Annotated in this window: 8 protein-coding genes and 1 tRNA gene; 4 read left to right on the forward strand and 5 right to left on the reverse strand. The window is 61.4% G+C overall.

Going from position 1 to position 11,920, the window contains the following annotated elements; translation table 11 throughout:
* Positions 1 to 1,802, forward strand: a 1,802-nt coding sequence (locus HY067_11150; GenBank protein ID MBI3528513.1) for a DUF1929 domain-containing protein, incomplete at its 5' end; no start/stop codon positions are given.
* 249 nt (positions 1,803 to 2,051) lie between these two features.
* Positions 2,052 to 3,398, forward strand: coding sequence for a DUF4038 domain-containing protein (locus HY067_11155; GenBank protein ID MBI3528514.1), 1,347 nt, complete (start codon positions 2,052 to 2,054; stop codon positions 3,396 to 3,398).
* Positions 3,399 to 3,537: 139 nt separating this feature from the next.
* On the opposite strand, the gene HY067_11160 is transcribed toward HY067_11155, so the two are convergent.
* The gene (locus HY067_11160; protein ID MBI3528515.1) at positions 3,538 to 4,401 is read right to left on the reverse strand and encodes a DUF3473 domain-containing protein; all 864 of its coding nucleotides are present in this window, start codon (positions 4,399 to 4,401) and stop codon (positions 3,538 to 3,540) included.
* 546 nt (positions 4,402 to 4,947) lie between these two features.
* On the opposite strand from HY067_11160, the gene HY067_11165 reads away from it, so the two are divergent.
* Together HY067_11165 and galE are read left to right on the forward strand one after the other, a co-directional pair.
* Positions 4,948 to 6,270 carry a nucleotide sugar dehydrogenase gene (locus HY067_11165; protein ID MBI3528516.1) on the forward strand — a complete coding sequence of 441 codons (1,323 nt, stop codon included), beginning with the start codon at positions 4,948 to 4,950 and terminating at the stop codon, positions 6,268 to 6,270.
* Entirely contained in the window at positions 6,271 to 7,281 is a 1,011-nt protein-coding gene (gene galE, locus HY067_11170) for a UDP-glucose 4-epimerase GalE (GenBank protein ID MBI3528517.1), read from the forward strand.
* Between the two features lie 135 nt (positions 7,282 to 7,416).
* Here the strand turns inward: galE and HY067_11175 are convergent.
* The 4 genes from HY067_11175 to fdhE form a co-directional block, all read right to left on the reverse strand.
* Positions 7,417 to 7,512: transfer RNA gene (locus tag HY067_11175), tRNA-Sec, on the reverse strand.
* Positions 7,513 to 7,524: 12 nt separating this feature from the next.
* On the reverse strand, positions 7,525 to 9,501 hold the full coding sequence (gene selB, locus HY067_11180; protein MBI3528518.1) for a selenocysteine-specific translation elongation factor: 1,977 nt from the start codon (positions 9,499 to 9,501) through the stop codon (positions 7,525 to 7,527).
* Entirely contained in the window at positions 9,498 to 10,949 is a 1,452-nt protein-coding gene (locus tag HY067_11185) for an L-seryl-tRNA(Sec) selenium transferase (GenBank protein ID MBI3528519.1), read from the reverse strand. The genes selB and HY067_11185 overlap by 4 nt, the downstream gene beginning before the upstream one ends.
* On the reverse strand, positions 10,946 to 11,887 hold the full coding sequence (gene fdhE, locus HY067_11190; GenBank protein MBI3528520.1) for a formate dehydrogenase accessory protein FdhE: 942 nt from the start codon (positions 11,885 to 11,887) through the stop codon (positions 10,946 to 10,948). The genes HY067_11185 and fdhE overlap by 4 nt, the downstream gene beginning before the upstream one ends.
* Positions 11,888 to 11,920: the final 33 nt, after the last annotated feature.

Raw genomic sequence — 11,920 nt, forward strand, 5'->3', positions numbered from 1 at the left:
CGACCACGACCGGGACGCTGCAAATCGGCGGGGACAGTTACCCGGATGAGTTTTTTGCCGGTCGCATCGACGAGGTGCGCATCTACAACCGCGCGCTCAGCGCAGCCGAGATCCAGACCGATATGAATACGGCGGTCGGCGCGCCGCCGGATACCATACCGCCGAGCGTCGCGCTCACCGAGCCGGCCGGCGGCTCGACCGTGTTTAGCCTGGTCAGGGTGGCGGCGACGGCGACGGATAACGTCGGCATTGCGGGGGTTCAATTCTTTGTTGACGGTCAAGCCCTCGGCGCCGAGGCGACGGTCGAGCCCTACTCGGTCAACTGGGATCCGTCAAGCGTTGCTCCGGGTAGCCATGTCCTTACGGCCCGCGCCCGCGATTTCAGCAACAATACGACTCTGAGCGCTCCCGTTTCGGTGACGGTGGCCGCGGCGACTCCAGGGCTGGCAGGTCAGTGGGCCGCGCCTGTTGCCTGGCCAATCGTCGCGGTGCACGCCAACCTGCTGTCGACCGGGGAAATCCTCGCGTGGGACGGACAGAACAACGGCAACGATGCGCGCCTGTGGAATCCCACGACGGGTGTCTTCACGTCGGTTCCGAACAACCTCACCAATATATTCTGCGCGGGCCACTGCCAGCTGGCCGATGGGAGGCTTCTCGTGGCTGGCGGACACATAGCGGCGCACGTCGGTCTCAGCGACACCAATCTCTTCAATCCGGCGACGCGCACTTGGGCGAGAGTCGCACCGATGGCCGTCGGGCGCTGGTATCCGACGACGACGACGCTCCCGGACGGGCGCATTCTCGTGACGTCGGGTGAGATCAACTGCAACGGGTGCTTCGCTCCAATCCCCGAGATTTACAACCCGCAGACCAATGTCTGGACGCAGCTGACCGGCGCGAGCCTCGGTCTCCCGTATTATCCGCACATGTTCGTCCTCCCCGACGGACGGGTGCTGGCGGCGGCCACAACGGAAGACATGATCGTTACGCGAGTACTCAATATCGGCACGCAGACCTGGTCGGTCGTCGACCCCAACCCGGTCGACGGCGGCAGCTCCGTCATGTACTCCTCCGGGAAAGTGATGAAGTCGGGACGCTCCGTCGATCCGGATCAGGTAGTGATTCCGTCCGTGGCGACGACTTATGTACTCGACATGACGCAAGCCTCACCGCAGTGGCGGCAGACCTCGCCTATGATGTTCGCGCGCACCTTCCATACGCTGACACTGCTGCCCGATGGCACGGTCCTCGCGACCGGAGGCGGCCCGACAACGGATGCGATCGGTGTGGGCAGTGCGGTCCTCAGTGCGGAGCTTTGGTCGCCGGCCACCGAGACCTGGACGACGCTGCCGAGCATGCAGAAGCCCCGCTTGTATCACTCGACGGCGCTGTTGCTGCCTGACGCGCGCGTGCTGGTCATGGGCGGCGGACGGTTCAACGGTGTGAATGAACCCACTGACCAGTTGAGCTCGGAGTTCTACTCGCCTCCCTATCTTTTCAAGGGCGCACGGCCCGCGATCAGCTCGGCCCCCGCCTCCGCCACCTATGGAGGAAACATCGCCGTGCAGACGCCCGATGCCGCGCGCATCGCATCGGTCTCGCTCGTCAAGCTCGGATCGGTCACCCATTCCATCAACCAGGACCAGCGCTTCCTGCAGTTGCCGTTTGCAGCAGCAGGCGGCACGCTGAACGTGCAGGCACCGGCCAACGCCAACCTGGCGCCTCCCGGCTACTACATGCTGTTCATTCTCGATACGAACGGCGTCCCCTCGGTAGCCGCGACGCTGCAACTTCAGTAACGGAGCATTGCGTCGGCGCAGGACGCCGGTGACTATCAGGATCAGGGAGGATGGATTTCCTATCCCTTCAAGGGAGGGTTGTTGAAACCGCTTAACGTCGCGCGTAACAGGCCGCGGGGCGTTACCCTGATCCTGTGTCTGCTTGTCTGCGCTTTTTTGGGATGTGGCGGAGGATCATCATCTTCTGCCCCTCCCGCCGGCTCGGCCGTCTCTGCCTTCCCCCTGGTCGCCTCGGGCAGCGGAAGATATTTGCAGGACCAGAACGGCGCCCCCTTCCCCATTCTTGGGCGCACGGCCTGGTTCATCACGTCGCTCGCGGAGACGGACTACAAGACGTTTATCGACGACACGGTAGCCAAGGGCTACAACGCGATCGAGTTTCACGTCGTCAACCACGACGTGCGCGGCAACAACCCGCCTTTCGGCAACAACCCGACTTTGGGCGGCAACGGCGTGCTGCCCTTCACCAAGCGGCTAGACATGACGGCCTGGGCCGGCTCGCTTTCCTACACCACAGACATCAACGCCGAGGCCCCCGACTTCTCGCAACCGAATGAGCCGTACTGGACGCACGTCGATGCACTGCTCGCTTATGCAGAATCCAAGGGCGTGCTCTGCTTCATGTTCCCCGCTTACGCCGGGGCCGGAGGGGGCGCTGAGGGCTGGATGCGCGAGATGGTCGCCAACGGCTCGATCAAAATGCAGACCTACGGCGCCTTTCTCGCTGCCAGATACAAGACCCGCGGGAACATCGTCTGGATGTTGGGCGGCGACTTCGGAACCGCCTTCACAGATCCAGAACTCGCCGTCGAGCAGGCCATGCTCGCCGGGATGAAGAGCATCGGCGGGCAGACGAGCCGCAACTTCTCCGCTGAATGGAACAGCGACTCGATCTATACCGATGAAATCGATCCGATACTGCAACAGGCCGGCACGCTGCAAGGCGCCTATAGTTTCCGTGGAAACGTCAATACCTACGCCCGCAGCGGATATGCATACCCATCCGTGATGCCGACCTTCCTGCTCGAAGAACCGTATGATGAGGAAGGCCCGGATGGGAATAACGTCAATAGCTCGGCGATTCAGCCGGTACGCCGCTTCCAGTGGTGGGGCTGGCTCTCCGGCATCGGCGGCTATATCTCGGGCAACGGCTACGTCTGGCCGTTCAATTCCTTGCCACCCAGCGACGACTGGCGGTTGCACCTGAACACGCAAGGCGCGCGGGACATGGCGCGGCTCAACGCCTTCGTTCGCTCGATCGCCTGGTACAACCTGGTCCCCTCCGGCCTCGCCGGGATGAATACGCTCGTCGTCGATAACTCGTTGCCGGACTCGATCGCGTATGTCGCCGCGGCGGCGACGCCCGACGGCACGCTGCTGGTTGCCTACGTGCCACCTGATTACCCGCCGGGATCGATCACCATCGACATGACGGGAATGAGCGGCCCGGTGCGGGCGCGCTGGTTCAACCCCGCCAGCGCCGCATTCATGTCGATTGGTACGTTTCCCACTACCGGCACCTCCACATCATTTACGCCGCCTGGAAACAACGGCACCGGCTTTACCGACTGGGTTCTAGTGCTGGAAAAGCAATAGCGTGAACCAAGTGTCTGCCTCGATCTCGGTCTGGAGCGCCGGGCCCACGTGCAGGTCCACGCATGGACCGATGCGGTTCTCGACTAACGCAAGCAAGTATGAAATGCCGCGATTTCGCCTGCTCCATTTCCGCAAGAGCTTAGCGTGCCTTCGTTGGCCGAGGAAGTAAGCCGAGCTGCATCAGGCAGTCTCTTGCAGTTCCGAAATCGAACTCGCCGAGCAGGCGCCGCAACCGCTCCTCGCACTTCTCGAGGTTCGTATAGTGGCGAAACCGTGATAACCAGCTGGTCTGCACGCGCGGTTGCGCTGGATCGATTTCCCATGGGTGCAGGTAGAAGATGAAGGGTCGCCCTTCGCGTTGATTAATTGATGCCAGCCCCCAACGCGACAACCAATACGGCAACAATCTGAAGTATCCGCCCCCTGCCACGGGAAGCCTGCAACCAAGAATCGTTGCCGTTGCTAACGGCCACTCCACGATGGATTTTCCATTCGGAGTGGACATACGATTCGGGGCCCGCTCGGCGTCCGGGATGCCATAGCGATCATGATGCACAGGAAAAATACTCGAGTCGTAGACGAATCCGAGTTCCACCAGAATGTCTAGGGCCCAAAGGGACTCGCGTACGATGGAATAGCTTGCTGCGCGGTATCCAAGTACCGCGGACCCGGTAATATCCTCGAGCAGACTCTTGGATCGAAGCGTTTCTTCGTGAAACTCTTTGGGCGACTGCTCGTATACGAGCCGGTGTGAAAACCCATGGCAGGCGATCTCGTGGCCGCCTGCGGCAATATCTTTGACCAATTGTGGATACCGCTCGGCCACCCATCCCAGCACGAAGAAAGTCCCCTGGACATCGAACTGCTCGAATATGGCGAGCAATTTCTGGGTGTTTCCGACCACGCGCGATTCACGCGAGTTCCAGCTATCGCGATGTATGTTCGGCGCCAACGCCGCGACGTGAAAGTAGTCTTCCACATCAACAGTCAGCGCATTGGGCATACTCAATGTTGATTCGATATTCATATGATTCGATGCGTTCCAAACGTCAATGGCAATTCTATCATCCGCGACCCCGCTACTCGACATCTCCACTCTGCGCTTCGGTCTCCCAACTGGATTCAGGCACTGGCACGTGACCACGCCCAGTCGAATGCTGGCACCCACGAATCGATGATCGAGGCCTCGCCGCCTGGCTCAATTGTCGAGAAACGTCAGGATATGGCTCGGGCGGTTGGCGTTGCCACTGGTCAAAAACGCCTACGGGCAGTATCTTCCGGGTTTCCTGGCGGAACCCGGTGTTCTGATGCGAATTACGCTTACTGCGATACACGGCGCACTGGCCGATGCAGTTCGGCCCAGTGATTGTCAATGCCGCTGCCTACGTCGCCGTCGGCAAGGTTGATCGTGAATGGATAATCGTAAATCGCGAAGAACCATGAATGGCGAATCGAGAATCTGACAATTTTCCATTGTTGAAACCGATCCGAACAGCAAGACCATAGTTCGATATAGATTTGTTTTGAATCAAGTGAAGGAGACTTAGAAATGAGTGCAAGAAGTGCGTCCGCAGTTGCGTTGATTGAACGGTTTCGCAAGCGAACTTCGATTGTGGGAATTATCGGTCTTGGTTACGTAGGGCTGCCTCTTGCATTACGCTTTTCGGAAGTCGGATTTCGAGTAATCGGGTTCGATATCGATGATGCTAAAGCAGCAGCAATCAACTCGGGGCGGAGCTACTTCATTCATATTCCAAGTACTGCGGTTGCATCGGCCAAATCCCACGGGTTTGAGGCAACGACCGACTTCTCGCGTACAGGTGAAGCTGATGCCTTGATAATCTGTGTTCCTACACCGCTAAATCCTTCCAGAGAACCCGATCTTTCATTCGTGATAAACACCACAGAATCGGTACTCCCGCATCTGCGCTCTGGACAACTGATCTCTTTGGAGAGCACGACCTACCCCGGCACCACGGAAGAGGAGCTGAAGCCGAGACTCGAGCGACGCGGATTCAAAGTTGGGGAGGATGTTTTTCTGTGTTTCTCTCCCGAGCGGGAAGACCCGGGCAATCCGCATTTCACCACGCGGACCATTGCGAAAGTGTGTGGTGGATCTACCCCATCATGTCTCGAAGTGGGGCTGGAACTATACCGCCAGGCAGTTGACACGGTGGTACCCGTGAGCTCGACTCAGGCTGCCGAGCTGACCAAATTGCTAGAGAACATACACAGAGCCGTTAATATCGGCCTTGTCAACGAGATGAAGATCATCGCGGATCGGATGGGCATTGACATCCACGAGGTAATTCGCGCGGCCGCGACCAAGCCATTTGGCTTCGTACCTTATTTTCCAGGACCAGGTCTCGGCGGGCATTGCATCCCGATAGATCCCTTCTACCTGACATGGAAGGCCCGTCAATATGGAGTGCATACACGTTTCATTGAATTGGCCGGCGAGATTAACAGCGCCATGCCGTCCTGGGTAGTAAGCAAAGTAGTCGACGCGCTCAATGAACAGCGAAAACCCGTCAAGGGAAGCCGGATCCTCGTGCTCGGCATAGCTTATAAGAAAAATGTTGACGATATGCGTGAATCTCCTTCAGTCGAGCTGATGGAACTGCTTATTGCCAAAGGAGCGCGCGTTGATTATTCCGACCCACACGTTCCGGCGTTCCCAAGGATGCGCAAGTATCACTTTGACCTTACGAGCGTAACGATAAATGCCGAGAACCTCGCCGGTTACGATCTTGTGCTGATTGCTACAAATCATGATGTGTTTGACTACGAGATGATACGCAGAAATTCGCAACTCATCGTTGATACCCGTGGTGTCTACCAGGTCGCTTCAAACAATATCGTCAGGGCTTGAATGACAATTTTCGTCACCGGCGGCACCGGCTATATCGGCTCCCACACCGTTGTCGAGCTCATGACAGCTGGCCACGATGTGTTCATCATCGACAACCTGCACAACAGCAAGGCCTCGGTGCTTGACCGCATCGAGCGCATTGCCGGCCGGCGGCCGGGTTTCGCGCAAATCGACGTTCGCGACCGCCCTGCCCTGCGGCAACTGTTCGCCGACCACCACTTTGACGCGGTAATCCATTTCGCCGGCCTGAAGGCAGTCGGTGAGTCTGCCGCCCAGCCACTTGCGTATTACGATAACAACGTCTCGGGCAGCGTGGCGCTCGTCGAGTGCATGCTGGAGGCCGGGCTGAAGACGATCGTGTTTTCATCCTCTGCAACTGTGTACGGCGAGCCCAGGACGGTGCCGATTCGCGAAGATTTTCCATTGTCGGCCACCAATCCCTACGGCCGCACGAAGCTGATGATCGAGGATATCCTGCGAGACGTGGCGAAAACCGATTCCGCATGGCGCATCGGACTCCTGCGTTATTTCAATCCGGTAGGGGCTCATGTTTCCGGTTTGATTGGCGAGGATCCGAGCGGCATACCCAATAACCTGATTCCTTATGTCGCTCAGGTTGCAGCGGGTAAGCTGAAGGAGTTGTCGATATATGGAAATGACTATCCGACACCTGACGGTACCGGTGTGCGCGACTATATTCACGTCGTCGATCTCGCACGCGGCCATCTCGCGGCGATGAACGCCTTGCGCGAGCGCACTGGCGTTGTGACTGCAAATCTCGGCACGGGACGGGGTTACAGCGTACTGGAGATGGTGAAGGCATTTTCCGCTGCCAGCGGCAAGGCGGTGCCCTATCGCATTGTTGCTCGCCGGCCGGGAGACATCGGTCAGTGCTATGCCGACCCTGCCCTCGCCCGTGAAGCGCTCGGCTGGCAGGCGCGGCTTGGCATCGACGCCATGTGCGCCGATACCTGGCGCTGGCAGCAGTGGGCCGCGGAAAATCTCTTCTGAATATGGAGGCGGAGGTCGGAATCCAATGCGATACTGAAAATTTGGTCCCTCTTTCATGAGTCTGCGCCGGACCGGCGACACAACGGCTTCAAGCTAGGCCGGGCGCGCTTGGCGCGGCCGACGCAAGCGTAGTCGTGGCGGAAGAGAATGGGAGTCGAACCCACCCGGAAGCGCATAGCGCTCCCAACCGGGTTTGAGGCCCGGCCGCCCCACCAGGGACGATTCTCTTCCTCATGTTGCGAGCTACTCCTTGGCCGACCGTACGACGACCACGTTATTCGGCCGGGCATGGGAAATGTCGAGCGCAAGCAGATTGTCGGCACGCACGAGATGCTTGTCATGCACGCGCCGCGTGAAACCGACGCGATCGAAGAATTCGAGGATCTGGATCGCGCGCTTTCGTCCGAGGCCGGTGGCGTCGCGAAACGCCGCCGCGCGCACTTCACCATCAACCATGTGCAAGCTGTTGGCGGTCGCTGCCAAGTCGCGAATCGCCGCCGGGTGGTAGAAGAGGTCGCACACGATCTGAAACATCTCCCCGCGCTTGGAGGCGCGGATCATCGCCGCGCGCACCAGCGCTTCCGGCTGCGCGGCGCCCTTCGCCAGATCGCGTACCCATGGTGGGTCGAATGGCGCATCGAGGAGCCGCGGCAGGATCTTCTCCACCAGCGCGCGTTCCTGCGCAGTGGGTGCGTTGTCGTGTTCCGGAAGATGCAGCCACGGTCCATCTCGCCGGATTTTGCCGGCCGCGATGAGGTCCGCGACCAGCGCGCCGACCAATGCTGCGTCGAGCCGCGGAAAAGCGATGCGCTTGAGCCGTGCTCGATCAGGACCGGGCTCGTCAGGGTGCGCGCAGTGGAACGCGGCGAGCGCTTCAACGGCATGCTGCTGCAGCACGCGCCAATGATCGTTGCCGATGGTGAAATCGATGTCGGTGGTTGTGATACGGCGCGCGGCGAGGAGGCCGAGGTGCGCGTCGAGGTTGCGCACGTTGCCGGCGCACGCAAAGCGTTTCAGATCGACGCCGAATGGCGCCTGTTCGACCAGCGCGGCAAGCTGGGCGCCCGGCGTCGCGGCTTCCAGCGCGGCCAGCACGGCCAAGCGCTCAGGTGATTTGCGATAGCGCGCGGGCGCGAACGGGTCGAGCACTCGCCCGCCGCCGATGGTCCGCGTCGCCGACGCATCGCGGACAATGAAGCGATCGCCATGCCACGCCGCGATCGAGTGTTGCAGAATTAGTTGCACGAGCCGGTTCGCACCTGGCGCCAATTCGTCGCGATGGAGCTCTGCACTGACGTCTTCATCCAGCACGACCAGCCGCGCGGGAACATGCGCTGCTCCACAATGGACATGCACATTCGTGCCGGAGCGCAAGGCCTTCGGCTCGTCGGCGAGCAGCGCGAGCCGCGCGTCAAAGCGTCCGCTTGCAAGCCAAATCGATGGCGCGACGACCCAGTCGCCACGTACGACGTCTTCGCGCGCGAAGCCGGCCAGATTGAGCGCGCAGCGCTGGCCGGTCGTGCCGAACTCGGCGGGCCGATTTTGGGCGTGGATGCTCCGCACGCGGACTCCGCGGCCGGAAGGCGCGATCACCATGCTGGCGCCGACTTGCACTTGTCCCGAGTGCACAGTTCCTGTGACCACAGTGCCGACGCCAGGCAGCGTGAACGACCGATCGACCGCGAGCCGGAAATACGCATCCTCCACGTGTCGGTCGCGCTGCTGCACAAATTCGCTCAGGAAGCGCTGCAGCGCTTCGAGCCCCGCGCCGGTCCGCCCGGAAACAGGAAAGATCGGCGCGTCCGCAAACGCAGTACCCGCTAGCAACGCGCGCAGTTCATGTTCGACTGTGACGACGCGCGCTTCGTCGACCATGTCGATCTTGGTCAGCGCGATGGCACCCGCAGCGATACCGAGGAGCAAGAGAATATTGAGGTGCTCACGCGTCTGCGGCATTACGCCATCGTCCGCGGCCACGACCAGCAGCGCGAAATCGATCCCCGTTGCACCGGACAGCATGGTGTGAACGAAGCGTTCGTGGCCGGGAACATCGACGAAGCCAAGGACCTCGCCGTTGTCCAGTGGACGGTACGCGTAACCCAGCTCGATCGAGATGCCGCGCGCCTTCTCCTCGGGCAGGCGATCGGTGTCCACGCCGGTCAGCGCACGCACCAGCGTCGTCTTGCCGTGATCGATGTGCCCCGCAGTACCGACAATCATGACGCGATTGGACGAACGTTGAGTCTTGGCAACTGGGCGACGAATGCCGCTTCGTCTTCGAGCGTGCGCAGGTCGAGAATCAGCGCATTGTCCGCGATGCGGCCGATAACCGGCACCGGCAGTGCGCGCAGCGCGGCGGCCAGGGCGTTGAGTCGCCGTCCCGTGCCTTTGCCTTCCTTACGGCAGCGAACGAAGAGGCCCGCACTCGGTAGGAGGTCGATTGGCAGCGATCCGCTCCCGATTTGGCTGTGGACCGCGCCGCAGACGACGTCAAACTGCGCTCCGACCGCCCGTGCCAGCGCAGGCGCGACGCTCTTGGCGAGCGCGTCGATTTCTGCCAGGGGCCGTGTCAGTAGACGCAGCGTCGGCAGGCGCCTCGTCAACTGCTCCGGATGGCGATACAAGGCGAGCGTGGCTTCCAGCGCGGCCATGGTCAGCTTGGAGACCCGCAACGCGCGCTTGAGCGGGTGCTTCTTGATCTTGCTGATCCATTCGCGCTTGCCGATGATCAGCCCCGCCTGCGGTCCCCCGAGAAGCTTGTCGCCGCTGAAGGTGACGATATCCGCACCGTTGGCCAGCGCCTCCTGCGGCATCGGTTCATGCGGCAGCCCGTATTGCGCGAGGTCGACCAGGCTGCCACTGCCCAGATCGACGGCGAGGGGGAGACCCGCGCGGTGCGCGATGTCCGCTAGTTGATCTTCGTCGACTGCCGCGGTAAAGCCCCTTACGACGTAGTTGCTCGCGTGGACCTTCATTATCAGCGCGCTCTTGGCCGTGACCGCGCCGACATAGTCGCGCGCGTGCGTTCGGTTGGTCGTGCCCACTTCGATCATTTTGGCGCCGGCACATTTCATGACGTCGGGCATCCGAAACGACCCGCCGATCTCGACCAGCTCCCCGCGCGACACGATGACTTCACGTTTGGCAGCGAGCGCCGCGATGGTCAGCAACACCGCCGACGCATTGTTGTTGACGACAGTCGCGGCTTGCGCGCCGGTGAGCTCGCAGACGAGATCCTCGACCAGCGCATCGCGGTCGCCGCGCGCTCCGCTGTCGAGATCGAATTCCAGATTCGTCGGCGCGTGCATCGCCTGCGCCACGGCAACGATCGCTTCTTCGGGTAGCAGCGCGCGGCCCAGGTTGGTGTGCAGCACGGTGCCGGTCAGGTTGAAGACCGGCTTCAATGCCGGGGTGAGCCGCGAGTCGATCCGCGCGGACAGCGCCGCCGCGATACCGGCCTCATCGACCGCGTGGACGGGTTTGCCCAGGAGCCGCGCTTCGCGCCAGTCGCGCAGCAGCGCACGGACCTCGCCGGTGACAAAGGCCCGACCGTGCGCGTCGATCAGCACCGAGACCGCCGGAAGTTTGAGTACCCGATCGACAGAAGGCAACTGCTTCAACTGCGCCTTCGAGCCACGGACCGTGGATTCGAGCGGCGAGGCGCTCATTCTGGTCCCGGATCGCCGTGAATCAGCATGAAATTGATGCCGGAGGGGCGCTTGCCGGTGTCGGCAACGAGCAGATCGAGTGGCAGCGACGCGAGATCGTCGGCGACCGGCTCAACATGCGGGTCGCGATCCATGTAGCAGATTTTGAGATACGTACCGCACTCCTCGCAGACTTCGGCCTTCACCGCTTTCTTGTCGACGGGCGCACTGTCGTCGAGCGCGAGATAACTGACGCCTTTGGTGCTCTCGCAGTTGGTGCATTTGATGCGCACCATGTGCCATTCGGCGTTGCACAGCGCGCAGTGCAGGAAGCGATAGCCCGCCTCCTTGGCACCGATGCGCGCCACGCTCGCGGTCGGTCGACAGCCGCAGCATGGGCAGATGGTCGCCACGTCAGGCCGCGGGAACACTTGGTCACCCAGCGCGATCGCCAGATGCGTGAAATAGACCTGCAGGCCGGCGCCGATCAGCGGCGCGGTCGCGATGTCGAGACCGAACGCGATGCCGGCCAACAGCTTGCTCGCTTGCGCCTCATAGAGCTCGTCGCGGCTACCCTCCAGCGTGACGACGACCTGGTTGAGACGGCCCGTCGTGCGCTCGGCGAGCGAGCGCAGCAGGTACCGCAGTCCGTTGCACCACTGCTGATCGCGGGCGTGCGTTTGAAAATTGAGCGGCGGAATGCCATGCTCGTTGCACTGCGCGATGGCGGTGGGCGACGGCAGCCGCACTGGCGGCATGTGCTCGAGCAATGACTGTTGTTCGTCGGCAAGGAGCGCGATGAACTCCAGGTATCCTTCCATCGCGTGTCCCTTGGCGAGCGCACGCAGCCGTGCGGCGCGCTCCGCGAACGCGGCAGCGCGCTCGGGCAGGCGCAGGTAGGGAATCGTCGATCCCCCCTGCGCGGCGATCTCTTCCGGCGTCAACAGCTTCTGTTGCATGATGGTCTTGTGCGGCACGCGCAACAATGAACG

The organism is Betaproteobacteria bacterium, from assembly GCA_016194905.1.
Classification (GTDB): Bacteria; Pseudomonadota; Gammaproteobacteria; order Burkholderiales; family JACQAP01; genus JACQAP01.